Genomic DNA, 23,347 nt, shown 5'->3' with positions numbered 1-23,347 from the left:
TCTCCCCTAGATCAACAGCTCAAGCCCAGGTCGCGGCTACATTGGGAGCATGCGCTTCTTCATCGTCGACGCCTTCACCGACCGGGCCTTCACCGGGAACTCCGCCGGGGTCGTCCTGCTGGACGAGCCCGCCGACGCCGCCTGGATGCAGGACGTCGCCGCCGAGATGAAGCACGCCGAGACCGCCTTCGTCGTCACCACGCAAGACGGCCCCAAGTCGCTCCGGTGGTTCACCCCCGAGGTCGAGGTCGCCCTCTGCGGGCACGCCACCGTCGCCGCCACCCACGTTCTCGGCGGTGCGCAGGTCTACACCACCAAGAGCGGTGAGCTGCGGGCCACCGCCCAAGACGGCTGGGTCGAGCTGGACTTCCCCTCCGACCCGCCGCAGCCCACCGACGACGACCTGTCCGGAATCCTCCCCGGTGTCGAGATCGAGTACACCGGGCGCGGCGTCGAGAACCTCTTCGCCGTCCTCCCCGACGCCGAGGCCGTCCGCACCCTCGAGCCCGACCTCGCCAAGCTCAAGGCCACCTGGACCGGACGGCTGCTCGTCACCGCGAAAGGCGACGAAACGGACTACATCAGCCGCTTCTTCGCGCCCGGCGTCGGCATCGACGAAGACCCCGTCACCGGCTCCGCGCACTGCATCCTCTCGCCTTACTGGTCCGCACAGCTGAAGCGAGACGACCTCATCGGCGAGCAGGCCTCGAAGCGCGGCGGCATCGTCCGGACCCGCCAAGACGGCGACCGCGTCCGGATTTCCGGCCAGGCCGTCACCGTCGTGAGCGGGGAGCTGCACGTCTGATGCGCACCCTGCTGAACCTCATCTGGCTCGTGCTCTGCGGCTTCTGGATGGCCCTCGGCTACCTGGTCGCGGGCGTCATCTGCTGCATCCTGATCGTCACGATCCCGTTCGGGCTCGCGTCGTTCCGGATCGCGCGCTACGCGCTGTGGCCCTTCGGCCGCACCGTCGTCGACCGGCGTGACGCCGGTGCCGCCTCCTGCCTCGGCAACGTCATCTGGTTCGTCTTCGCGGGGCTTTGGCTCGCGCTCGGGCACGTCTTCACCGGCGTCGCCCTGTGCCTCACCATCATCGGCATCCCGCTCGGCGTCGCCAACTTCAAGATGATCCCGGTTTCGCTGATGCCGCTCGGCAAGGAGATCGTCGAGATCGGCTGATCACGACTCCGGCTCGTACGGCAGCCGCACCACCAGGCACGGCCCGCCGACGAACAGGCCGCCGTCCACGCCGAGCGCCTTGCCGCCCGCGTACAGGAACGGGCCCTCGATCTGCGTCGGGTGGATGCCCAGCTGGTCCGCGATGACGCTGTGGCCGTGCACGATCCGGGACCCGCCGAGGACGTCCATCAGCTTCTGCGCGTTCTCTTCGCCGTCCGGGCCGCGGAACGCGTAGCGCGTCGTCATCCGGCGCCAGACGTCCCACCACGCCTCGAGGTCGGAGCCCGCGAGGATCTCGCCGGCCGTCTCGTTGATCTCCTCGATCGTGGAGCCCCAGTCGAGGTACTCGAGCGTGTCCGAGTGCAGCAGCAGGTGGTCGTCGGCCAGCGCGGCCAGCGGACGGGCCGTCAGCCACTCGATGTGCTCCGGCGTCAGCCGGTCCTGGTCCGACAGCAGGCCGCCGTTGATCTCCCAGCTGCGGGCGAAGCTGCGCGGCCCGAAGTCGGACGGCACCGGCTCGTCGCCAAAGTGGTACATCCCCAGCGCGAGGATCTCGTGGTTGCCCAGCAGCGTCTGGACCTGGCCACCGGCCTCGGCCGCCTGCGCTTCGAGCCGCATGACCAGGTCGATCGCGCCGACGCCGTCCGGGCCGCGGTCGACGAAGTCGCCGAGGAACCACAGCTGGTCTTCGCCCCCCGACCAGTTGTCCTCGTCGTCGACCAGGCCCTCGGCTCTCAGCGCTTCGACCAGCTCGTCCCGGTGGCCGTGGACGTCGCCGACCACGTACGTCGACTTGCTCATCCGGTGACGATAAGCCCTGCTCCCGCTCGGCCGGTGGTCAGCCTTCGCCGAACGGGTCCTGGGTCCGCCCGATCAGGTCAGCGATCGAGTCGATCACCAGTGTGGGCCGGTACGGATAGCGTTCGGCCGACTCCCGGGTGGATATGCCGGTGAGCACGAGGATGGTCTGCAGCCCGGCCTCGATGCCCGAGTGCACGTCGGTGTCCATCCGGTCGCCGATCATCAGTGTCGACTCCGAGTGCGCGCCGAGGCGGCGCAGCGCCGAGCGCATCATCAGCGGGTTCGGCTTGCCGACGTAGTACGGCGAGCGCCCGGTGGCCTTCTCGATCAGCGCCGCGACGGACCCGGTGGCCGGCATCGAGCCCTCGATGCTCGGGCCGGTCGCGTCCGGGTTGGTGGCGATGAACTTCGCGCCACCCTCGATCAGCCGGATCGCGCGCGTGATGGCGCTGAAGCTGTACGTGCGAGTCTCGCCGAGCACGACGTAGTCCGGGTCGCGCTCGGTCAGCACGTAGCCGACCTCGTGCAGCGCTGTCGTCAGGCCCGCTTCGCCGATGACGAACGCCGAGCCGTTCGGCCGCTGCGACGAGAGGAACTTCGCCGTCGCCAGCGCCGACGTCCAGATCGACTCCTCCGGGATGTCGAGCCCGGTGCGCTCCAGCCGGGCCCGCAGGTCGCGCGGGGTGTAGATCGAGTTGTTCGTCAGCACCAGGAAGTCGATGCCGTTCGCCTTGAGCTCGGCGAGGAACTCGTCGGCCCCCGGGACGAGGTGCTCCTCCTTCACCAGGACGCCGTCCATGTCGGAGAGGTACGTCCACCGGCGTTCGTTCATGGGCGGAACCTATCACGCGCGCGAGACCCCCTGCGATCTCCGCGTAAAAGGGCTACAGTGTCAATTGCCGGTATCGCGAGGGGAGTCGCGTTCCCGGTCACCGAGGGGGTTCGGGGGAATACTTTTCGTCGCGCACGGCACAATCGCCGTCGCGCAATTCGTCCTGCCCCCGAACGCGAAGGGGGATAACGCATGACCGAAATCATCGAGCGCCCGGTCGCCGCCGGGCCGATCACCGGCCCGAACTGGGGTCTCACCAAGTTCCTCGACCCACTACGGATTCCGCCGGTGCTGCGGCCGCATTCGTGGTGGGGCCAGGACATGATCACCATTCCGATGATCGCGAAGCGCCAGAAGCTGCACTCGGAATTGCCCCAAAGTACGTTGTGGACGTACGCGGGCCATTTCCCGGGTCCGACGATCGAAGTGCGCAGCGGTAAGCAGCTGCGGATTTCGTGGTCGAACGAAATCGACGGCGAGTTCCCGCTCGTGGCCGTTCAGGGCCCGGTCGCCGACGCGCCGACCAGCCGCCCCGGTCGCGAGCTCGACCGGCCGGGCTACTCGCTCATCGAGGGCGTCGCCGACCTGCCGTCGTGGACGGTCGTGCACCTCCACGGCGCCCGCACCAACGCGGGCAACGACGGCTGGGCGCACAACGCCGGCCTCAAGGGCACGTCGCAGCTGGCCGAGTACCAGAACCGCCAGCCGGCCATGCCGCTCTGGTACCACGACCACGCGATGGCGATCACGCGCTTCAACGTCCACACCGGCCTGGCCGGGATGTACCTGATCCGCGACGACGAAGAGGACGAGCTCGACCTGCCCCACGGCGACCGCGAGATCCCGCTGATCATCACCGACCGCAACCTCGACACCGACCCGGCGACCGGCGCGCTCACGGGGCAGCTGCTGTTCAAGGTCCCGGTGGTGCCGAACGGCCCGATGATCCCGTTCTCCGGCCCGTTCAACCTGGTCAACGGCGTGATCTGGCCGCACCTCGACGTCGACGCCCGGTGGTACCGCTTCCGGCTGCTCAACGCGGCCAACTCGCGGTTCTACACGCTCAACCTGGTCGACGAGAACAACGTGCCGGTGAACGACGCCGTCCGCCTGATCGGCACCGACGGCGGCCTGCTGCCCGCGCCGACCGAGCTGCCGACGGCGGGACTCACCGTCGCCCCGGCCGAGCGGTTCGACGTGCTCGTCGACTTCAGCCGCTTCAAGGGCCAGAAGCTGAAGCTGCGCAACGCCGACCCGCGGCTGGGCGGAATCGAGCCTGACCTGATGGAGTTCCGCGTCGACGGCCGCGCGAAGCACGACCCGTTCCAGCTGCCGGAACAGATCTCGCGGTCCTACCTCCGGCTGAAGCACGGCACGACGCTGCCGGAGGACCACGACCACGTCTGGATCGCCCTGCTGCTCAACAAGGACGGCCATCCCGAGATGTGGGACCTCGAGCAGGTCGACGCGGACCCGGGCGGCCCGGGCGTCATCCAGCTGCAGGACCCGAACGGCGGCCTGAAGACGTTCCGGATGATCGGCCGGATCTTCGACGACACCACCGGCATCTTCATCGACCACGACCGGTGGGCGGTGTGGAACATCCTGCACGTCGCGAACGGCGGGCCCGCGCACCCGATCCACATCCACCTGACCGAGTTCCAGGCGCTGTCCCGGCGGAGCTTCACCACGACGTTCGACCAGCCGACGGAGCGGACGACCGCGCCGATCGACGGCTTCACCGACGTCCCGCTGGAGAAGTACGAGGAGGGCTGGAAGGACACGATCATCGTGAACCCCGGCCAGTGGGTGAGCGTGGCCGGGCAGTTCGGCGGCGGTACCGGCGAGTTCATGTACCACTGCCACATCCTCGACCACGAGGACGAGGGCATGATGCGGCCGTTCGTGGTGCACCCGCCGGAGGTGGCGAAGTTCCACGTCCACCCGGGCGGCGGCCACCACCACGACGCCTGACCCAAGCGCCCCAATGTGGCCTTCGGTGCGTCAGACGCAACGAAGGCCGCCTTGGGTGCGTCTGACGCAACCAATGTGGCCTTGGGGCGCTTGGGTCAGGTGGCCGCGGCCGGGTGGATCGACACCGTTGCCGCCTTCACCGAGAGCGTTATCGCCGAGCCGGGCTCCAGGGCCAGCTCGGCCACCGCGGCGGGCGTGAGGTCGGCCGTGAGGCCGTGCGCCCAGCCCTCGCCTTCGGCGCGGACGCGGATCACCGGGCCGTGCGGCTCCAGGGCCGCGACGACGCCGTCGGCTGTGTTGCGCGGGCTGCCGCGGTGGTCGCCGTCGTGCGGGTAGACCGCCACCGCGTTCGGCGGGAACACCGCCACCGCGGGTTCGCCCGGCACGACGTCGTCCGCCGGGATCCCGCTGACCACCTCGCCGGACACCGTCCGCAGCCCTTCCGGCACCGCCGTGCCGGCGACCAGGTTGAGCCCGGCGATCCGCGCGGTGAACGCTGTCCGCGGCGCGGAGAGCACTTCGCGCGTCGGGCCGCGTTCGACGACGCGGCCGCCGTTCATCACCGCGACGTGGTCCGCCAGCGCGAGTGCGTCGAGGGGGTCGTGCGTGACGAGCACGGTCGTCGGGCCGGTCTTGAGCACCCGCCGCAGCAGGCCGCGGATCGCGGGCGCGGCGTCGACGTCGAGCGCGGCGAACGGCTCGTCGAGCAGCAGCAGGTCCGGCTCGGCGGCCAGCGCCCTGGCGATCGCGACGCGCTGGGCCTGCCCGCCGGACAGCTGCCCCGGCCGCCGGTCGGCGAGCGAAACGGCGTCCACCTCGGCCAGCCAGTAGAAGGCGCGCTCCCGCGCGGCGCGGCGCCCGGCGCCGGTCGAGCGCGGCGAGAAGGCGACGTTGTCCGCCGCGGACAAGTGCGGGAAGAGCAGCGCGTCCTGGGACAGCAGCCCGATGCCGCGGCGGTGCGGCGGCACGCTCGCCAAGGCGCGCCCGGCCACCGTGATCTCCGCCGACGCCGGCGTGAGGAGCCCGGCGAGGCAGCCGAGGACCGTCGACTTGCCGGAGCCGTTCGGGCCGAGCAGCGCCAGCACGTGCCCGGCCGGCACGTCGAGGTCGACGTCGAGGTGGAACGAGCCGCGCACGGCGCTGATCCGGGCGGCGAGGCTCACCGGAGGCCGCCTTCCCACGAGCGCGGCCGCGCGACGGCGATGACGACGATCGCGACGACGATCAGCAGCAGGGCGAGCGCCACCGCGCTGTCGACGTCCACTTCGGCCTGCGTGTAGACCTCGAGCGGCAGCGTGCGCGTGACGTCTTCGAGGCTGCCCGCGAAGGTGATCGTCGCGCCGAACTCGCCGAGCGCGCGGGCGAAGCTGAGCACGACGCCGGAGCCGAGCGCGGGCAGCAGCAGCGGCAGGGTGACCCGGCGGAACACGGTCCACGGGCGCGCGCCGAGCGTCGCGGCGACCTGCTCGTAGCGGTCACCGGCGTTGCGCAGCGCGCCTTCCAGGCTGACCACGAGGAACGGCATCGCGACGAACGTCTGCGCGATGACGACCGCCGTCGTGGTGAACGGGACGCTCTCCCCGGTCAGCGTCGTGATCAGCACGCCGAGGAAGCCCTTGCGGCCGAGCAGGTAGAGCAGGGCGAGGCCGCCGACGACCGGCGGCAGCACCAGTGGCAGCAGCACGACCGAGCGCAGCAGCCGGACCCCGCGGAACCGGGCCCGCGCGAGCACGACGGCCAGCGGCACCCCGAGCAGCACGCAGGCCACGGTGGACAGCCCGGCCGTGAGCAGCGACAGCCGCAGCGCGTGCCACGACGACGGCGTCGCGATCAGGCCCGGCAGCCGGGTGAGGTCGGTCCGCACCACCAGCCCGACGACCGGCAGCACCACCAGCGCCAGCGCCAGCGTGGCGGGCACGGCGAGGATCCACGGGACGCGCGAGTGGCCGGCCGGGGCGAGTCCCGGCCGGCCACCCGGCGACCGCTTACTGCGCAGAGCCGAACCCGGCCTTCGTCAGCTCGGTGCGCCCCTCGGTACCCAGGACGAACTGCTCGAACTGGTGCGCCAGGTCGGCCTGGCCGCCCTTGACCGCGGCGATCGGGTAGCTGTTGACCGCCTGCTGGGCCTCCGGGAAGTCGACCTTCTGCACCTTGTCCCCGGCGGCGGTGGCGTCGGTGACGTAGACCAGGCCCGCGTCGGCGTCACCGGACACGACCTTGTTCAGCACCTGCTTGACGTCCTGCTCCTCGCTCTTCGGCTTGAGCGTGACGCCGGCGCTCTGCTCGACCTTCTTGGCCGCCGCGCCGCACGGCACCTGCGGCGCGCAGGTCACGACGTTCAGCCCGGCCTTGTTGAGGTCGGCGAAGGACTTGATGCCCTTGGGGTTGCCCGGCGCGACGGCGATGGCCAGCTTGTTCGTCGCGAACACCGTCGCCTGGCCGTCGATCACCCCGCCCTGGTTCGCCTTGTCCATGGTGGCCTGGTCCGCGGCGGCGAAGACGTCGGCCTTCGCGCCGTTGGTCAGCTGCTGCACGAGCGTCGACGAGCCCGCGAAGCTGAACTTCACGGTCACGCCGGAGTGCTGGGCCTCGAACTCCTTGCCGAGCGCGGTGAACGACTCGGTGAGCGAGGCGGCGGCGAACACGGTCAGCGTGCCGCCGCCGGCGTTCCCGGCCCCCTTGGGCGCGGGCGCGGTGACCGACGCGCCGGGCTGCGTGCTGGGCTCGTCCGAGCTGCTGCACGCACCCGCGAACAGGGCGACGGCCGCGACGACGAGAGCGAGCTGTGACATCCGGGGCTTCGCCCCGGGTCGGGGGCTTCGCCACCCGAACCCCTGAAAAGCGAGCTTCTTCATCTACTTCCTTCCGGTGTCTCCACCACGACAGTGGTCGCTTTGACCACCGCCACCGCGAGCACCCCCGGGCGCAGGCCCAGCTCGCGGACGGCTTCCGTACTCATCAGGGACACCACGCGGTGCGCCCCGCACTGCAGTTCCACCTGAGCCATCACCTTGTCGGCGATGACCTCGGTGACCAGCCCGACGAACCTATTGCGCGCGGAGCGGCCGACCGACGAGGGGTCGTCGGGACCGGCGGCCTGCGCCCGCGCGAACCCGGCCAGCTGGGCGCCGTCCACGACCTTGCGGCCGGCGGCGTCGTCGGTGGCGGTCAGCTGCCCCGCGCGCACCCACCTCCGGACGGTGTCGTCACTGACTCCGAGCAGGCGCGCGGCCTCGGACAACCGAAATTGCGGCATGCCCGAGACATTATCTCCGCAGTTGAGGAAAAGCTACGCGGGGCGCGAATTGTCCATGATCTCCGCGCGCAGCTGTTCGAGCATGACATTCTGATAACGCTCGATGACTTTCCGCTCGGCCGGCGAGAACTGCGCGAGCATCTCGCGGAGGTCGTCGAAGGCCGACTGGAAGAGCGGCGCGAAGCGGTCTGCGGCACCCGGGACGACCTCGACGAGCACCTTGCGCCGGTCTTCGGGGTCGCGGACGCGGCGGACCAGCCCGACCTTCTCCAGCCGGTCGATGACGCCGGTGACCGCGCCGGTGGACAGGCCCGTGAGCTCGGCGATCCGGCCGGCGGTGAGCGGACCGTCGGCCTGGCCCACCAGGTCGAACGTCTTGTGGTCGGTGCCGGACAGGCCCATCCGCTCGGCGATCCTGGCGTGCCGCAGGACGGTGAGCGTGCTGCCTTCGCGACCCAATTCCGCGAAGCGGACCATCTCCTCTTCGGTGACCGGGTAGCCCTTGTCCGTCACAGGTCCTCGCGTTAGTTCGGCTGCTGAACCACTTACTCGTCAAAGTATCCTACTCGGAACAGTGAGTTCGCGCGTTCGCGAGCTACTCTGTGCGTAATGACGGCAGTGGATCTCGGGTTTCCTCGCGTCCCCGGCACACGAGGGTCATCTCGCGTGCCCAGGCCCGAGAACCCGCACCTCATCGACACCTTCGGCCGGGTGGCCACCGATCTGCGGGTTTCCCTCACGGACCGGTGCAACCTGCGCTGCACCTACTGCATGCCCGCGGAGGGCCTCGACTGGATGCCGGGCGAGCAGGTGCTCACCGACGACGAGCTGGTCCGCTTGATACGGATCGCCGTCGAGATGCTCGGCGTGACCGACATCCGGCTCACCGGCGGCGAACCCCTGCTGCGGCCGGGGCTCGAGGACCTCGTCGCGCGGATCACGGCGCTTCAGCCGCGACCCAAGGTCTCCATGACGACCAACGGGATCGGCCTCGCGAAGCGCGCGGCCGGGCTCGCGGCGGCCGGGCTGAACCGGATCAACGTCTCGCTCGACACGGTCGACCCCGAGATGTTCAAGAAGATCACCCGCCGCGACCGGCTCTCGCACGTGCTGGCCGGGCTGGCCGCGGCGCGGGACGCCGGGATGGCGCCGGTGAAGGTCAACGCCGTGCTGATGCGCGGCGTGAACGAGGCCGAAGCCGTGCCGCTGCTGAAGTTCTGCCTCGCCGAGGGCTACCACCTGCGGTTCATCGAGCAGATGCCGCTGGACGCCCAGCACGGCTGGAACCGCGGCGAGATGATCACCGCGGCGGAGATCCTGGCGATGCTGGAGGCGGAGTTCACGCTGACGCCGTTCCCGGTGGCGCGAGGTGGCGCGCCGGCGGAGCGCTGGCTGGTCGACGGCGGCCCCGGCGACGTGGGCGTGATCGCGTCGGTGACGAGGCCGTTCTGCGCGGCCTGCGAGCGCACGCGCCTGACGGCGGACGGCGCGGTGCGGTCGTGCCTGTTCAGCAACGACGAGACGGATCTGCGGTCCCTCGTGCGCGCGGGCGCGCGCGATGAGGAGGTGGCGGACGCGTGGCGGGCCACGATGTGGGGCAAGCTCGCCGGCCACGAGATCAACGACGCCGGGTTCGCGCAGCCGATCCGGCCGATGAGCGCGATCGGCGGTTGAGATGACGAGCGTGACGATCGTGGTCCGCTACTTCGCGGCGGCGCGGGCCGCGGCGGGGCTGGAAGAGGAGAAGGTCCAGCTGGCGGCGGGCGCGACGGTGGCCGACGCGGTCGCCGAGCTGCGGCGGCTGCATCCGGACGGGTTGCCGCGGATTCTCGATGCGGTCAGCTACCTGCTCGACGGGGTTGCCGTGCGGGATCTGGGCCGGGCCTTGACGGACGGCGCTGAGCTGGACGTGCTGCCGCCCTTCGCCGGGGGCTGAGCCCGCTTCTGGTCTTTGTGGCCGTCGGTGCCGGGTTGCCCGGCCTGATCGGCGTGTCGCGGCGGGTTGGCCGCTTGATCGGCGTGTCGCGACCTCTCGCCCGCTAGTGCGGCGTGTCGGCCTCTCGCTTCCGGGACCGGCGTGTCGGTCGCTCAACCCGCGCGCGAGCCCTCTAATCCGCGCGCGAGGGTCTCCAACCACGCTCGACTCGCCCCCCATGCCTCAGCCGCGCATGCCGCCCATCCAGGCAGGCGACTTCGCCGTCCCCTATATGCGGCGACCGTTCGAGTACGGCGGCCGACCGCTCGCCGACCCCTTTTCGCGGCCTCGGCGTGGCGTCTCACCGATTCCGGCTGTTCGCGGGAGGCTGAACCCAGCCGTCCGCAACGCCATCCGGTGACCCGTTTCGCCTGGTCGATCGCGGTGCGTGGTGCTTCGGCAGTGCGGTCTGTGGTCACGCCGTCTCCGGCCGTGGTGCCAAACCCCACTAACAGGTGGGACTGGTGTGACTCAAGGGGTACATGAGGCACGATTGTCAAGTCTGGCGCGGTCCCGCCGGGCGTCATAAGATGCGCGCTTCAATCGCTCTCCCGGCGACGCGAATGGTCCATTCGCTACGCAAAACACGTGATGCAAGCCTCACGATCCGTGTTTTATCTCGGCAAGGAAACGGGCAGATAACGGCCCTCTGAACTGCGCAAACACCCGCATCGACCGGGGTTGCGTGCTGTTACTGTGACGTAGGTCACGCCCCGAATAATTTCCGATCACGGCTCTCGTTACGTACCGTCGCTTTTCGGTTGGCCCCGACCAGCCGAGCAACACCGGGAATCCGTAGCGCCTAGCCCTGTCCGACGGATCCCCGGACCCATACCCCGAGCGAAAGCATTTCCGGACAGGGACGAGGGGACGACGAAGACGCGCCGTGCGTCGGACTCGCCCGCCGATCTGAGACGGTCGGCGCCAGGACCCCGATCCTGACCCTCAGCACCAGCTCGTAGGCGCAGGAAAACCGAGAAGCATTCAGATGTCTTACCGAGGCAAGCACCGCAAGATGTCCGCTGCCACCCGCACCGTCGCTCGCGTCGCCATCGCGGGCATCGCGGTCGGCGCTCCCCTCGCGATCGCCGCGACCCCCGCGTCGGCGACGAACTGGGACGCGATCGCGCAGTGCGAGAGCGGCGGCAACTGGAGCACCAGCACCGGCAACGGCTACTACGGCGGCCTGCAGTTCACGCAGAGCACCTGGAAGGCCTACGGCGGCACCGGCAGCCCGCAGAACGCGTCCCGCGAGCAGCAGATCGCCGTGGCCGAGCGCGTCCTGCAGGGCCAGGGCATCGGCGCGTGGCCGGTCTGTGGCAAGAAGGGCGGCGGTTCGTCGGCCCCCAAGGCCACCGGCAAGACCACCACCAAGAAGGTGACCCCGAAGAAGAGCACGACCGCCCCGAAGCCGGCGGCGGCCCCGGCGGCGACCGGCGTGAGCAGCTCCAACCCGGCCGGTGACTACACCGTCGTGGCGGGCGACACGCTGTCCAAGATCGCCAAGCAGTTCAACGTCCAGGGCGGCTACCAGAAGCTGCAGGAGCTGAACGCGAAGTACATCCCGAACGCGGACCTGATCCTCGTCGGCCAGAAGATCGCCACCAAGTGACGATCGCGCTCTGATGCGCAGGTCCGGCCTCGAGCCGTGACACCCGAACCCCTCCACCGCCGATCCCCCGGGCGGTGGAGGGGTTCGCGCGTACCGCCGGACGACTGGACGCAGAGGCCGCTCGAAAGTGCGGTTGACGGCCGGGCGACCAGCAAGCCGCCAGCGCGGCCGCTGCTGCGCCACGAGCAGCCAGGCGCCGCGGCGGCACGCCAGTCGCCCAATGGCGCTGAGGCGCGCTCAGAGCCGCCCGCGCCGGCCCCACCTCGTCGCCCAGCCGCGAGGCCCGCCTGTGCCTCTCAGCGGGCGCGGATGCGCTCCGCCTCCGCCAGCTGCATCCGCTCGCCCTTCCGCAGCACCTCGATAACCAACTCGAGCTGCTCAGCCGAGTACTCCTCGAGCAACGCCCGCCCGGCCCGCTCGATCGGCGCGTAGATCTCCTCCAGCAGCTCCGCGGCCGCCGGGGTCAGCTCCACCACCGCCCGACGGCGGTCCTCCGCATCGGTCCGGCGCGTCAAATGCCCCGCCTTGGTCAACCGCTGGATCGCCGTCGTAGTCGCCGCCGGGCTCAACCCCGCCTTCTCCGCCAAGCCGCCCGCCGTAAGCGTGCCCGCCGCCGACACCAGGCCGAGGATCCGCAGGTCCGTGCGGTTCACCCCGAACGCCGCCGCCGCGGCCTCGTCGACCACGTCGTTCGCCGCGCCGAACGCCGCTGCCGCCTGGGTTGCCTCGGTGACCACTGATTGCTTCGACACTCGAAAGAGTCTACCTTGGCGACAAAGTATTTCGATCGTCGAAAGGAATCGTCGCCATGGTCACCGCGTTGCCTCGCTGGCTCCGGCCCGCCAACCGGGTCGTCCGCTTCCTGACGCGGCTGGGCCTGCGGCTCGGCACCATCCACGTCCTCACCGTCCCCGGCCGCCGCTCGGGGGCTCCGCGGCCCACGCCCGTCTCGCCGCTCACCGTCGACGGACAGCGCTACGTCATCGCCGGGCTTCCCGACGGCGACTGGGCGCGCAACGTCCGGGCCGCCGGGCGAGGTGAACTCGCCCACGGGCGCCGCAAGCAGGCCGTCACCCTCGAAGAAGTCCGCGAACAACAGACCCGCGTCGACGTCATGCGGGCCTTCCCGCGCGAGGTACCGCACGGGGTGCCGATGTTCGTCAAGCTCGGCCTCGTCAGCCGGGCCGATCCGGACGAGTTCGCCGCGGCCGCCGACCGCGTCGCCGTCTTCCGGATCAGGGCGAGTTGACCCACTCGTCCGTGCCGTCGGTGAAGTGCTGGTGCTTCCAGACCGGCAGCCGCGCCTTCACCTCGTCCACCAGGTCCGAACACGCCGAGAACGCCTGCCCGCGGTGCTCGGCCGCGACCGCGCACGCCAGCGCCACGTCCCCGATCGCCAGGTGCCCGATCCGGTGGCTCACCGCCACCGCGCGGACGCCCTGCCAGCGCGCCGACAGGTCCGCGAGCACGTCGTTGATCACCTGGCCCGCGCTCGGGTGGCCCTCGTACGTCAGGTCGCGGACGCCCTTGCCGCCGTCGTGGTCGCGGACCACCCCGGCGAACGTCACCACCGCGCCCGCCGCGTCGTCCTCCACCAGGCGCGCGTGCTCCTCGACCGAGAGGGTCTCCTCGGTCACCAATGCCCGCGCCACCCGCACGGACGGCGCCGCGACCGGGGCACGCGGGTGGTCGCCGCCCGCGAGCTGGTCGACCGCGTGGTCCAGGATGTCGGCGAGCACCCCCAAGCCGTCCTTCACGCCGCCGCTGGAGCCCGGCAGGTTCACCACCAGGGTCCGGCCCGCCACGCCCGCGACGCCGCGCGAGAGGACCGCCGTCGGCACCTTCGGCAGCCCGGCCGCGCGGATCGCGTCCGCGACACCCGGCAGCTCGTGGTCCAGGACCGCGCGCGTGACGTCCGGCGTGCGGTCGGTCGGCGAGATGCCCGTGCCGCCCGTGGTCAGCACCACCGCGACCTCGTCGGCCAGGGCGGCCCGCAGCGCGACGCCCACCGGGTCGCCGTCCTCGACGACGACCGGCGCCGGCACGTCGTAGCCGCGGTCGGTCAGCCAGGCGACGATCACCGGGCCCGTCTTGTCCTCGTAGACGCCCTTCGCGGCGCGGTTGGACGCCACGATCACGCGTGCGGTGCGCTTCACGGCCGCTCCCAGGTCCCGGTCTTGCCGCCGTCCTTGCGGAGCAGGCGGACCTCGTCCAGCGTCGCCGCCGGGTCGACGGCCTTGATCATGTCGTGCAGCGTCAGCCCGGCCACCGCGACCGCCGTCAACGCCTCCATCTCGACGCCGGTGACGTCGGTGGTCTTCGCCGTCGCGCGGATGCCGACCTCGGCCTCGCCGAGCGTGAACTCGACCTTGACCCCGGACAGCGCGATCTGGTGGCACAGCGGGATCAGCTCGGGCACCCGCTTGGCGCCCATGATCCCGGCGATGCGCGCGGTGGCCAGCGCGTCGCCCTTCGGGAGGCCGTCGGTGGCGAGCAGCCGGAGCACCTCGGCGGTGGTCCGCACGGTGCCGGCCGCGAGCGCGGTGCGCGCCGTGGCGGTCTTGCCGGAGACGTCGACCATCCGGGCGGCGCCGGTCTCGTCCACGTGGCTGAGTTCACTCACATGACGAGGCTACTTCCGGGCCCGCGCGGCGCGGCCCCGGCCCGGCCGAGCGGTGGGTGCCCACATGCCCATTTGCTAGCATATGAGCATGCCTCCCGCCGAGAAGCGGCAGTTCAGCGTTTATCTGCCGGTGGACCTCATCCGGCGGCTGAAGCACGCGTCCGTCGACGCCGACGAATCGCTCTCGGCGTACGTCGAACGCGCGCTCGAGAACCACCTGCGGCAAAGCGGGACGACCGGCGAGGAGCGATCGCGATGAGAGTGCTGCCCATCCGCTACAGCTCGGACGTCCCGGCGATGACGCGGTTCTTCCAGGCGCTCGGCCTGCGGCTCGGGCCGGCGTCGCGGCCGGGCGGGTGGGTGGAGCTGCCCGCCGACGGCGGGGTGCTGGCCGTCCACCGCGCCCCCGACGCCGAGGCGGGCCGCTGCGAGCTGGCGTTCGAAGCCGATGAGCCGCTCGAGGACGTCGCCGCGCGCCTGCGGGCGGCCGGGTTCGAGCCGGGACCGGTGATCGACGAAGGCTTCGGGCACTCGCTGCGCGTGCGAGACCCGGACGGGGTGTGGGTGCAAGTCAACCGGTACGACCGCGACCTGTACACGTGACCGGGCGCCGGCCGGCGCGCACGACGGGACCGCTCCTCCTCGCGGCGGGGATCGTCGCGATCGAGTTCGCGGCCGCCGTCACCGGCTTCGTCGCCTCGACCCTGCTGCCGGTCGTCACCGCGGAGCTGGCCGCCCGGGGCAGCCTCGGGCTCCTGATCGCCGGTTCGACGCTGGGGTTGTTCGTCGCTCTTCCGCTGGCCGGCCGGGTCCTGGACCGGCTGGGCACCCGCGGCACCCTGGCCGCCGGGATGCTCGCCTACGTCGGCGGGCTCGCCGTCGCCGCCACCGCCCGGACGGCGTGGACGTTCGCGCTGGGCCAGTTCGCCACCGGGCTCGCGAGCGGGCTGCTGGCCGTGTTCGGCATCGGCTCGGCGATCCGGCACCTCGACGAGCGGCTGCGCACCCGGGTCGTCGCGGCGTCCTCGGCGATGTGGCTCGTGCCTGCCTTGGTCGGCCCGGCCGCGACGCTCGGCCTGGAGCACCTCGTGGGCTGGCGCTGGACGTTGCTGGTGCCGGTGCCGTTCGTCCTGCTCGGACGGCTGCTGATCGTGCGCGCGGTCCGCGACGCCCCACCCGACCGGTCGGCGCGACGCCCGCTCGGCCGGACGTTGCTGATCCCCCTCGGTGCGACGGGCGTCGTGGTGAGCGCAGGGTGGTGGCCGCTCGCGATCGCCGGGGCGGTGACCGCCGTCGCCGGGATGATCGCGCTCCTGCCCGCGGGAACCGCGCGGTTCCGGCCGGGGACGCCCGCCGCGCTCGGGGCGATGGCGTTGTTCGGGGTCGGCTACTTCGGCGCGGACAGCTTGATCACCGTGCTGCTGACGACCGGGTTCCGGGTGAGCCTCGGCGAAGCGGCGCTCGTCCTGAGCGCCGCTCCGCTGGCCTGGGCCGTGACCAGCCTGCTGGCCACGCGCTTCACCTCGCCGCGCCTGCCCGCGGCCGGGTTGAGCCTGACGGCGCTCGGCACGACGGTCTTGGCGGTCGAGCTGCTCGCGGACGGGTCATGGGTCGTGGCCCTCGTCGCGTGGGCCGTGGCCGGGATCGGCGTCGGGCTCGCCTACCCCGGCCTCTACATCCGCGCGACGACGGCGGGAGCGAGCGGCTTCAGCGCGACCGAGCTGGCCACCGCCGTCATCACGGCCGAATGCACCGGGCAGCTCCTCGGCCGCGCGGTCGGCGGCGCGTTGAGCTCGTCCGGTGGAGCGGGCGGGTTGTCCGCGTCTTACTTGGTGTTCGGGTTCGCCCTGGTCGCGGCTGCGGTAGCGGCGACCAGGGCGACCGACGACTAGCCCTGTTCGGCGCGCACGGCCTTCCGGACGGCCTCGGCGACCGCGGGCGCCACCGCGCTGTCGAACACGCTCGGCACGATGAACGACGCGTTGAGCTTGCCGTTGTCGACGACGTCGGCGATCGCGTCGGCCGCCGCGAGCAGCATCGAGTCGTCGATGTTGTGCGCGTGCGCGTCCAGCAGGCCGCGGAAGACACCCGGGAAGGCCAGGACGTTGTTGATCTGGTTCGGGAAGTCGCTGCGACCGGTCGCGACGACGGCCGCGTGCTTCTGCGCTTCCAGCGGGTCGATCTCCGGGTCCGGGTTCGCCAGCGCGAAGACCACGGCGTCCTTGTTCATCGTGGCGACCTGCTCGGCGCCGAACAGGTTGGGCGCGGAGACGCCGATGAAGACATCGGCGCCGTTCAGCGCCTCGTGCAGGGTGCCGCTGACCTGCTGCTTGTTCGTGTGCGACGCGATCCAGGCGAGGTTGTCGTCGAGGTTTCCGCGCGCGGAGTGGACGATGCCGTCGATGTCGGCCGCGACGATGTCGCCCGGGTTCTTGTGCAGCAGCAGGCGGATGATCGCCGAGCCGGCCGCGCCGACGCCGCTGACCACGATCTTGCAGTCCTCGATGTTCTTCCCGACCACGCGCAGGGCGTTGCGCAGCGCGGCGACGACGACGATCGCGGTGCCGTGCTGGTCGTCGTGGAACACCGGGATGTCGAGCTGCTCGCGCAGCCGCTTCTCGATCTCGAAGCAGCGCGGCGCGGCGATGTCCTCGAGGTTGATGCCCGCGTACACCGGCGCCAGCGCCTTCGCGATGAGGATGATCTCTTCGGTGTCCTGGGTGTCCAGGCAGACCGGCCACGCGTCGACGTCGGCGAACTTCTTGAACAGCGCCGCCTTGCCCTCCATCACCGGCAGCGCGGCGGCCGGGCCGATGTTGCCGAGGCCGAGCACCGCGGAACCGTCGGTAAGGACGGCGACGGTGTTGCGCTTGATGGTCAGCCGGCGCGCGTCCTCGGGGTTGTTCGCGATGGCCTGGCAGACGCGGGCGACACCCGGGGTGTAGGCGCGGGAGAGGTCGTCACGGTTGCGGAGCGCGACCTTGGGCGTGACCTCGATCTTGCCGCCGAGGTGGATCAGGAACGTCCGGTCGGAGACCTTGCGGACCTTGACGCCGGGCAGCGAGTCCAGCGTCTGCGTGATGTCGTTCGCGTGGTTCTCCGACAGCGCGTTGGCGCTGATGTCGACCACGATCGAGTCGGAGTGGGACTCGACGACGTCGAACGCGGTCAGCACGCCGCCGACCCGCCCGACGGCCGTGGTGAGGTCACCGGCCGCGGTGGACGAGGCCGGGGCCTCGACCCGGACGGTGATCGAATATCCGGGACCGGGAACCGGCATGGCACTTACCCCCGCATGGGAAAGTTCGGGCAGGACGGGAGCGAACCTACTCCCGTGACCGCCCTCACGAGGCCCCGATACCGGTACTGACCAGTAACGTCAAGGGCGGGTGTTGATCTCGGTCTCCGGGTGCACGTAGGGCACCGACTCGAGCGGGAAGGTGACGTCGCCGAATGGCGACAGAGCGCCCTGGCGGTCGGACGCGAGCTCGGTCACGGGGTGCTCGCCGTCCTCGCCCGGCCAGGTCGGGTCGACGCCCTTGTGCTTCTTCTCACCCTTGGCCACAACGTCCTCCACAGCCGTCCTCGGTCTTACGGGGACAGTCTGCCTGAGCCCGGGCGGCCCGGCGCAACCGCCCGGTATCCTGGCCTTCTATGCCCGCGACCTCCTTGGCGGACTGGCTGCGCGCGGAGTCCGACGCCGCACTCGAAGAGCTGCTCCGCACGCGGCGCGACCTGTCCACGCCGCCGCCCTCCGACAGCACGGTGCTGGCCACCCGCGCCGGCACGCCGGGCTCGGTCGCGCGCGCCTGCGAAGACCTCGACACCTTCACCCTGTCCGTGCTCGAAGCCTGCCTGCTGGCCGGCGCGGACCGCGACCCCGTGCCGGTCGAAGAGCTCGCCGACCTCGTCGGCACCGACATCACCGCGCCGCTGGCCCGGCTGCGCGCGCGGGCGCTGGCCTGGGGCCCGGACGACGCGGTGCGCGTGCCGCCCGCGGCCCGGGAGGCGCTCGGGCCGTTCCCCGCCGGGCTGGGCGCGTCGTCGCCGTCGCTCGCCGGGGAAGACCTCGAAGCGCGGCTCGCGGAGCTGTCCGACGACGAACGCGCCGTGGTGAACGCGCTCGCCGCCGGCCCGCCGATCGGCCGCACCCGCGACGCCGGGCTGGACCTCCCGCTCGCCAAGGCCGAGACGCCGGTGCAGAAGCTGCTGGCCCGCGGGCTGCTCCTGCGGCGCGACGACCAGACCGTCGAGCTGCCGCGCGAGCTCGGCATCGCCGTGCGCGGCGGGGCGTTCCCGCCCGGCACGCGCACCGAGCCCGAGCTGCCGGTGCACCCGCACCAGCCGTCCACTTTGGACGCCGCGGCGGCCGGTGAGGCGATGGAGTTCCTGCGCCACACCGAATCCCTGCTGCGCTCGTGGTCGGCGGCACCCCCGCCGGTGCTCAAGTCGGGCGGCCTCGGCGTGCGCGAGCTGAAGAAGCTGGCCAAGGACCTCGAGATCGACGAAACGCAGGCGACGCTGCTCGCCGAGCTGGTCGTGGGCGCCGGGCTCGTCGCCGACAGCGAGGCGACCGCGCCCGAGTGGGTGCCGACGACGCTGACCGACTCGTGGCTCGCCTCGCCGACCGCGCAGCGCTGGATGACGCTGGCCCAGGCGTGGCTGGAGCTGCCGCGGCTGCCCGGCCTGGCCGGCGGCCGGGACGCCAAGGACAAGCCGATCGCGCCGCTGTCGGAGGACCTCCGCCGTCCGCTGGCGCCGGTCGCGCGGCGGCGGGTGCTCGCCGCGCTGGCCGACCTGCCCGAGGGCGCCGGGGTGAAGAGCGTCGACGAGCTGGTCGCGGTGCTGGCCTGGCGGGCCCCGCGCCGCGGCGGGCGGCTGCGGGACGAGACGGTCCGCTGGACGATGGCCGAGGCTTCGGCCTTGGGGCTGGTGGGCCTGGGCGGCGTCACGACGGCGACGCGCGCGCTGCTCGCCGACGACCGGCCCGGCGCGGTCGAGGCCATCCTGGACGCGCTGCCCGCGCCGGTCGACCACGTGCTGCTGCAGGCCGACCTGACGGTCGTCGCGCCGGGCCCGCTGGAGCCGGAGCTGGCCGCGGAGATGGCCGCGGTCGCCGACGTCGAGTCAGCCGGGCACGCGACGGTCTACCGGATCACCGAGGCCTCGGTCCGGCGCGCCCTGGACACCGGGCGGACCGCGGACGAGCTGCACGCGCTGTTCAAGGCGAAGTCGGCGACGCCCGTTCCGCAGGGGCTGAGCTACCTGGTCGACGACGTCGCCCGGCGCCACGGACGGCTGCGCGGCGGGGTCGCGGCGTCGTTCCTGCGGTGCGACGACGAGGCGTTGCTGGCCGAAGTGTTGGCCAACCCGGTCGCGGCCGAGCACGACCTGCGGCTGATCGCGCCGACCGTGGTGATCAGCCCGGACCCGCTGCACGAGGTCCTCGCCGGGCTGCGCGCGGCGGGGTTCGCCCCGGCGGCCGAGGGTCCGGACGGCCGGGTCGTCGACCTCCGCCCGGGCGGACGGCGGTTGCCGGCGAAGGCGCGAGCGGCGCGGCGCAGCCCGGGCGAGCAGGCGGTGCTGACGCCGGACCAGGCGGCCCGGATCGTGTCGAACCTGCGGGCGGGCGACGCGGCTTCGGCCCGGCGCCGCGGCTCGGCGGTGCGGGCCCCGGTCGGCGGCGGCGCGGACACGTCGGCGACGCTGGAACTGCTGTCCCGGGCAACGCTGGAGCGCCGCGAGGTGTGGATCGGCTTCGTCGACTCCCGCGGCACGGCCAGCCAGCGCGTGGTCCGGCCGGTGCGCGTCGGCGGCGGCATCCTCGAAGGCGACAACAACGAGCGGTACTCCCTGCACCGCATCACGTCCGCGGCGCTCGTGGAGGACTGACCCGAACGTCTTGAATGACTCATTCAGGTCGTCGGAGGTCCTGAATGACTCATTCAAGACCGCCCGACGGGTCAGAGCGCGCGGAGGCCCGCCAGCACGCGCTCCATGAACTCGCGGGACGAGCGGTCCCCGAGGATCAGCTCCGTCTGGTGGATCAGCACCAGCCCGATGTCGGCCATGTCGCCCACCAGCACCTTCACCACGCCCAGCGGCAGCCGCAGGTGCGCGGCGATCTCCGCGACCGACCGCGTGTCCAGGCACAGGTCGCAGATGCGGCGGTGCTCCACCGACCGGACGCCGCGGTACCGGCGGCCGTCGTCGGACGTCGAGACCAGGGCCTCCAGGGCCAGGTTGTGGTCGGAACGCGTGCGGCCGCCGGTGCGGGTGTACGGGCGGACACGGGAGCCCGCCGACGCCACCGGTACCGGGCTCGCGACGCGGGCGGGCTCGGCCCAGGCCGGCTCCTCCCACGGCTCCGGCTGGGGAATCCAGCGGGTCTCCGGGTCCGGCGGCGGGGTCCAGCCGGTGCGCGGGTCCAGTGGCGGGGCCCAGGACGGCGGGGGCGCCGCCGGGGGCCGGGACACCGGGGGCCGCGGGGCGGGCGGGCGGGGCGGGGCCGGCTGGCGCGCGCCGCGCGGGGGCGTCCACGCCGGCTCCAGCGCCGGGGGCTCCGGCGCGTACGTCTCTTCGTCCTGCCACTCCAGCTCGGCCGGGTCGTAGCCCTCTTGGGCGTACTCCGGCGACCGCGGGTAGCCGTCGTCGGCGTACTCGGGACGCCGGTAGTCCTCGTCGTCCGCCGACGAGCCCCACTCGCGGGTGTCCTCGTCGGTGTAGCCCTGCGGGTCCGGCTTCGGCCGCGACGGCTTCCGCTTGGGCATGATCATCGACAGCGTCGACATGTCGAACTTGCTGGGCGAATCGAAACTCTCGCGCTCGGTGCCGCGGTGCAGTGCGTCCCAGCCGCTGGAGTCCGGATCGTCGAATCCCGAAATCCTCATCTCGCCCTACCCACGCACGCCGCCCTGGAGCTGCGCGCGCAGCTCGGGGGTGATCTGCTGGCCGACGCGCTCGACGAGCAGGGTCATCTCGTAGGCGACCGTGCCGATGTCGCACGTCGGCGCGGCCAGCACGGCCAGCGACGAACCGTCCGAAACGGACATCAGAAACAAGTAGCCGCGCTCCATCTCCACCACGGTCTGGTTGACGCCGCCCGCCTCGAAGCAGCGCGCGGCCCCCTGCGTCAGGCTGATCAGCCCGGACGCGACCGCGGACAGCTGCTCGGCCCGCTCCTGCGGCAGCCCTTCCGACGGCGCCAGGAGCAGCCCGTCGGCGGACACCAGAACGGCGTGCGCGGCGCCGGGCACGCGGCGCACGAAGTCCGTGATGAGCCAGCCGAACGTGCCCTGCTGCTGGCCGGAAGCCGTCACTACTTCCCCTCCTCGCTCGTGCGGCGCCGCGCGCCGCACACCGGGGTGGACGGCACGACCGGTCGACGTCGCCACGCTAAAGCGTATTCGCACCGCCGGTGGTGTCGAGTCCACCACCGGCCGACCGCTGCGCACCCTACGTGCGCGCACGGGTGCGCTCCGCGCCGACCCGGAACACGCCACCCGTCCGTGGCATGCCCCGCGACGTCGTTCGCGGCCCGAGGAGGCCCGCGATCGACGCTGGTCAGCACCGGTGCCGGTGATCGGGACGGGTGCCGCCGCCGATCTCGCGCCCGGACCGGGGTGACCGGTCACTGCTCCGGACGGCGACGCCACTCCCCGAAGTGGGTGAAGCACGCGGAGTTCACTCCAACGGCCGCATCCGGTTCGGGGCGTCATCGGCTAGCCCGCGCGTAACGCCGTATCGTGCGCGATCGCGTGCTGGACGACCGAGATCAGCACCTGCTTGGCCGACTCGCGCTCGCGCGCGTCGCACGCCATGATCGGGACCGACGGCGCGATGGTCAGCGCGTGCCGGACGTCCTCGATCTGGTGGTGCAGCAGCCGGTCGAAGCAGTTGATGGCCACGACGTAGGGCAGCTTCCGGTTCTCGAAGAAGTCGATCGAGGGGAACGCGTCGGCGAGCCGCCGCGTGTCCACCAGCACGACCGCGCCGATGGCGCCGACCGCGAGGTCGTCCCACATGAACCAGAACCGGTGCTGACCCGGCGTGCCGAAGACGTAGAGCACCAGGTCCGAGTCCAGCGAGATGCGCCCGAAGTCCATGGCCACCGTGGTGGTGGTCTTGTTGGGCGTGGCCGAGGTGTCGTCGTGCCCGACGCTCGCCTCGGTCATCATGGCCTCGGTGGTCAGCGGGTCGATCTCGGAGATCGCCCCGACCAAAGTTGTCTTCCCCGAACCGAACCCGCCGGCGACCACGATCTTGGCCGACGAGGTCGGACCCGTCACCTGCGGCGCGTTCGCGTCGGAGTCAAATTCTCCGAAGCCCACTGAGCACCCTTTCCATGAACTCGATACTCGGGCGGTCGCCCACCGTCTGGTTGCTGGAGTGCACCAGCACCAGCCCGAGGCCCGCCACGTCACCAATCAACACCCGCACCACGCCGAGCGGCAGCCGCAGCAGCGCCGCCACCTCGGCCACCGACCGGGTGTCGAGGCACAGGTCGCAGATCGACCGGTGCTCGGGCACCCGGACCCGGTCGAGCATCCGGCCCTGTTCGCTGGTCGAGATCAACGCCTCGATGGCCAGGTCGAGCGTCGCCTTCGTCCGGCCCCGCGTCCGGAAGTACGGCCGGACCAGGCCGGACGTCTCCATCTCGGTCGGCGGCGGCGCGTCGACGTACTCCTGGTGAGCCTGCTGCGGCAGGGCCGCGGCGAGTTCCCCGGAGTCCGGGCCCGACGCCCCGAAGTCGCGTTCGGTGCTGTACGCGGCGAAGTCGCGCGCGTCGTACAGCGGCCCGCTCGACCCGCCGAACAGCTCCGCACCCGGCCCGCCCAGCAGGCGGTCGCGGTACTCGCCGCCGGCGATCGGCCGGATCGGCTCCTGCCCCGCGTTGCTGTCGGTGAGCCAGTTCGGCGGCTCCCGCACGGGGTCGCTGTCGGAAGCCTGCACCCGCCGCGACCGCCATTCGCGGTCCACGCGGTCCCGGAACGACTGCCAGTCCTCCCGGCCGTCGTCCGGTTGCTCGGACCACCCGCCGGAGAAGTCGTCACCGAGCCGGCCATCACCCCTCAAGCGCCCGTCGTCCACGGCTC

27 protein-coding genes are annotated in these 23,347 nt (G+C 71.9%); 11 read left to right on the top strand and 16 right to left on the bottom strand.

Annotated elements, in window-relative coordinates; translation table 11 throughout:
- The first annotated feature begins 49 nt into the window (after positions 1-49).
- Together QP939_RS18400 and QP939_RS18395 are read left to right on the top strand one after the other, a co-directional pair.
- Positions 50-805 carry a PhzF family phenazine biosynthesis protein gene (locus QP939_RS18400; RefSeq protein ID WP_285458009.1) on the top strand — a complete coding sequence of 252 codons (756 nt, stop codon included), beginning with the start codon at positions 50-52 and terminating at the stop codon, positions 803-805.
- Positions 805-1,179 carry a YccF domain-containing protein gene (locus QP939_RS18395; protein ID WP_285458008.1) on the top strand — a complete coding sequence of 125 codons (375 nt, stop codon included), beginning with the start codon at positions 805-807 and terminating at the stop codon, positions 1,177-1,179. Before QP939_RS18400 ends, QP939_RS18395 begins: the two co-directional genes overlap by 1 nt.
- On the opposite strand, the gene QP939_RS18390 is transcribed toward QP939_RS18395, so the two are convergent.
- Positions 1,180-1,980 carry a metallophosphoesterase family protein gene (locus QP939_RS18390; protein ID WP_285458007.1) on the bottom strand — a complete coding sequence of 267 codons (801 nt, stop codon included), beginning with the start codon at positions 1,978-1,980 and terminating at the stop codon, positions 1,180-1,182.
- Positions 1,981-2,017: 37 nt separating this feature from the next.
- A complete protein-coding gene (locus QP939_RS18385) occupies positions 2,018-2,812 on the bottom strand; it encodes an HAD-IIA family hydrolase (protein ID WP_285458006.1) in 795 nt (264 codons plus the stop codon).
- 192 nt (positions 2,813-3,004) lie between these two features.
- Here QP939_RS18385 and QP939_RS18380 point away from each other — a divergent pair, with 192 nt between their 5' ends.
- Positions 3,005-4,786 carry a multicopper oxidase family protein gene (locus QP939_RS18380; RefSeq protein WP_285458005.1) on the top strand — a complete coding sequence of 594 codons (1,782 nt, stop codon included), beginning with the start codon at positions 3,005-3,007 and terminating at the stop codon, positions 4,784-4,786.
- Between the two features lie 95 nt (positions 4,787-4,881).
- Here QP939_RS18380 and QP939_RS18375 read toward each other — a convergent pair whose 3' ends face one another.
- The 5 genes from QP939_RS18375 to QP939_RS18355 are packed head-to-tail and all read right to left on the bottom strand — an operon-like array spanning position 4,882 to position 8,555.
- On the bottom strand, positions 4,882-5,949 hold the full coding sequence (locus QP939_RS18375; RefSeq protein WP_285458004.1) for a sulfate/molybdate ABC transporter ATP-binding protein: 1,068 nt from the start codon (positions 5,947-5,949) through the stop codon (positions 4,882-4,884).
- Positions 5,946-6,713, bottom strand: coding sequence for an ABC transporter permease (locus QP939_RS18370; protein WP_285459780.1), 768 nt, complete (start codon positions 6,711-6,713; stop codon positions 5,946-5,948). Before QP939_RS18370 ends, QP939_RS18375 begins: the two co-directional genes overlap by 4 nt.
- A gap of 58 nt (positions 6,714-6,771) precedes the next feature.
- Entirely contained in the window at positions 6,772-7,578 is an 807-nt protein-coding gene (gene modA / locus QP939_RS18365; protein ID WP_285458003.1) for a molybdate ABC transporter substrate-binding protein, read from the bottom strand.
- 59 nt (positions 7,579-7,637) lie between these two features.
- Complete coding sequence (locus QP939_RS18360) at positions 7,638-8,042, bottom strand: TOBE domain-containing protein (RefSeq protein ID WP_285458002.1); 405 nt, start codon at positions 8,040-8,042, stop codon at positions 7,638-7,640.
- 33 nt (positions 8,043-8,075) lie between these two features.
- Positions 8,076-8,555 carry a MarR family winged helix-turn-helix transcriptional regulator gene (locus QP939_RS18355; RefSeq protein ID WP_285458001.1) on the bottom strand — a complete coding sequence of 160 codons (480 nt, stop codon included), beginning with the start codon at positions 8,553-8,555 and terminating at the stop codon, positions 8,076-8,078.
- A 153-nt stretch (positions 8,556-8,708) separates the two neighbouring features.
- Here QP939_RS18355 and moaA point away from each other — a divergent pair, with 153 nt between their 5' ends.
- From moaA to QP939_RS18340, 3 genes are all read left to right on the top strand, one after another.
- Complete coding sequence (gene moaA / locus QP939_RS18350) at positions 8,709-9,716, top strand: GTP 3',8-cyclase MoaA (RefSeq protein ID WP_285458000.1); 1,008 nt, start codon at positions 8,709-8,711, stop codon at positions 9,714-9,716.
- Between the two features lies 1 nt (position 9,717).
- Entirely contained in the window at positions 9,718-9,978 is a 261-nt protein-coding gene (locus QP939_RS18345) for a MoaD/ThiS family protein (protein ID WP_285457999.1), read from the top strand.
- A gap of 1,027 nt (positions 9,979-11,005) precedes the next feature.
- Complete coding sequence (locus tag QP939_RS18340) at positions 11,006-11,629, top strand: LysM peptidoglycan-binding domain-containing protein (protein WP_285457998.1); 624 nt, start codon at positions 11,006-11,008, stop codon at positions 11,627-11,629.
- A gap of 296 nt (positions 11,630-11,925) precedes the next feature.
- On the opposite strand, the gene QP939_RS18335 is transcribed toward QP939_RS18340, so the two are convergent.
- Positions 11,926-12,381 (bottom strand): MarR family winged helix-turn-helix transcriptional regulator, encoded by a 456-nt coding sequence (locus QP939_RS18335; RefSeq protein WP_285457997.1) that lies wholly within the window; start codon positions 12,379-12,381, stop codon positions 11,926-11,928.
- Between the two features lie 56 nt (positions 12,382-12,437).
- Between QP939_RS18335 and QP939_RS18330 the strand changes: the two genes are divergently transcribed.
- The gene (locus tag QP939_RS18330; RefSeq protein WP_285457996.1) at positions 12,438-12,878 is read left to right on the top strand and encodes a nitroreductase/quinone reductase family protein; all 441 of its coding nucleotides are present in this window, start codon (positions 12,438-12,440) and stop codon (positions 12,876-12,878) included.
- Here the strand turns inward: QP939_RS18330 and QP939_RS18325 are convergent.
- The gene (locus QP939_RS18325) at positions 12,865-13,785 is read right to left on the bottom strand and encodes a molybdenum cofactor biosynthesis protein MoaE (RefSeq protein ID WP_285457995.1); all 921 of its coding nucleotides are present in this window, start codon (positions 13,783-13,785) and stop codon (positions 12,865-12,867) included. The two genes, QP939_RS18330 and QP939_RS18325, sit on opposite strands and share 14 nt — an antisense overlap.
- Positions 13,782-14,252 carry a cyclic pyranopterin monophosphate synthase MoaC gene (moaC, locus tag QP939_RS18320; RefSeq protein ID WP_086852742.1) on the bottom strand — a complete coding sequence of 157 codons (471 nt, stop codon included), beginning with the start codon at positions 14,250-14,252 and terminating at the stop codon, positions 13,782-13,784. Before moaC ends, QP939_RS18325 begins: the two co-directional genes overlap by 4 nt.
- 88 nt (positions 14,253-14,340) lie before the next feature.
- On the opposite strand from moaC, the gene QP939_RS18315 reads away from it, so the two are divergent.
- Genes QP939_RS18315 through QP939_RS18305 form a run of 3 tightly spaced genes read left to right on the top strand, consistent with a single transcriptional unit; the run spans position 14,341 to position 16,144 of the window.
- A complete protein-coding gene (locus QP939_RS18315) occupies positions 14,341-14,511 on the top strand; it encodes a CopG family transcriptional regulator (RefSeq protein WP_285457994.1) in 171 nt (56 codons plus the stop codon).
- The gene (locus QP939_RS18310; RefSeq protein ID WP_285457993.1) at positions 14,508-14,855 is read left to right on the top strand and encodes a VOC family protein; all 348 of its coding nucleotides are present in this window, start codon (positions 14,508-14,510) and stop codon (positions 14,853-14,855) included. Before QP939_RS18315 ends, QP939_RS18310 begins: the two co-directional genes overlap by 4 nt.
- Positions 14,852-16,144: an MFS transporter gene (locus QP939_RS18305; RefSeq protein ID WP_285457992.1), complete on the top strand. Its 1,293-nt coding sequence runs from the start codon at positions 14,852-14,854 to the stop codon at positions 16,142-16,144. The genes QP939_RS18310 and QP939_RS18305 overlap by 4 nt, the downstream gene beginning before the upstream one ends.
- Here the strand turns inward: QP939_RS18305 and QP939_RS18300 are convergent.
- Entirely contained in the window at positions 16,141-17,532 is a 1,392-nt protein-coding gene (locus QP939_RS18300; RefSeq protein WP_285457991.1) for an NAD-dependent malic enzyme, read from the bottom strand. The genes QP939_RS18305 and QP939_RS18300 overlap by 4 nt on opposite strands.
- Before the next feature lie 99 nt (positions 17,533-17,631).
- Positions 17,632-17,817, bottom strand: a complete 186-nt coding sequence (locus QP939_RS18295; RefSeq protein ID WP_285459779.1) for a hypothetical protein — start codon at positions 17,815-17,817, stop codon at positions 17,632-17,634.
- 89 nt (positions 17,818-17,906) lie between these two features.
- Here QP939_RS18295 and QP939_RS18290 point away from each other — a divergent pair, with 89 nt between their 5' ends.
- On the top strand, positions 17,907-20,144 hold the full coding sequence (locus QP939_RS18290; RefSeq protein WP_285457990.1) for a helicase-associated domain-containing protein: 2,238 nt from the start codon (positions 17,907-17,909) through the stop codon (positions 20,142-20,144).
- Between the two features lie 71 nt (positions 20,145-20,215).
- Here QP939_RS18290 and QP939_RS52200 read toward each other — a convergent pair whose 3' ends face one another.
- From QP939_RS52200 to QP939_RS18270, 4 genes are all read right to left on the bottom strand, one after another.
- Positions 20,216-20,803: a DUF742 domain-containing protein gene (locus QP939_RS52200; protein WP_414641916.1), complete on the bottom strand. Its 588-nt coding sequence runs from the start codon at positions 20,801-20,803 to the stop codon at positions 20,216-20,218.
- 345 nt (positions 20,804-21,148) lie between these two features.
- Complete coding sequence (locus QP939_RS18280; RefSeq protein WP_285457988.1) at positions 21,149-21,571, bottom strand: roadblock/LC7 domain-containing protein; 423 nt, start codon at positions 21,569-21,571, stop codon at positions 21,149-21,151.
- Positions 21,572-21,973: 402 nt separating this feature from the next.
- Positions 21,974-22,582 carry a GTP-binding protein gene (locus tag QP939_RS18275; RefSeq protein WP_003085371.1) on the bottom strand — a complete coding sequence of 203 codons (609 nt, stop codon included), beginning with the start codon at positions 22,580-22,582 and terminating at the stop codon, positions 21,974-21,976.
- Entirely contained in the window at positions 22,563-23,342 is a 780-nt protein-coding gene (locus QP939_RS18270) for a DUF742 domain-containing protein (protein WP_285457987.1), read from the bottom strand. Before QP939_RS18270 ends, QP939_RS18275 begins: the two co-directional genes overlap by 20 nt.
- Between the last annotated feature and the right edge of the window lie 5 nt (positions 23,343-23,347).

Source organism: Amycolatopsis nalaikhensis, from assembly GCF_030264295.1.
In the GTDB taxonomy this organism is placed as follows: Bacteria; Actinomycetota; Actinomycetes; order Mycobacteriales; family Pseudonocardiaceae; genus Amycolatopsis; species Amycolatopsis nalaikhensis.
This window is presented reverse-complemented; position numbering and strand designations above follow the sequence as displayed.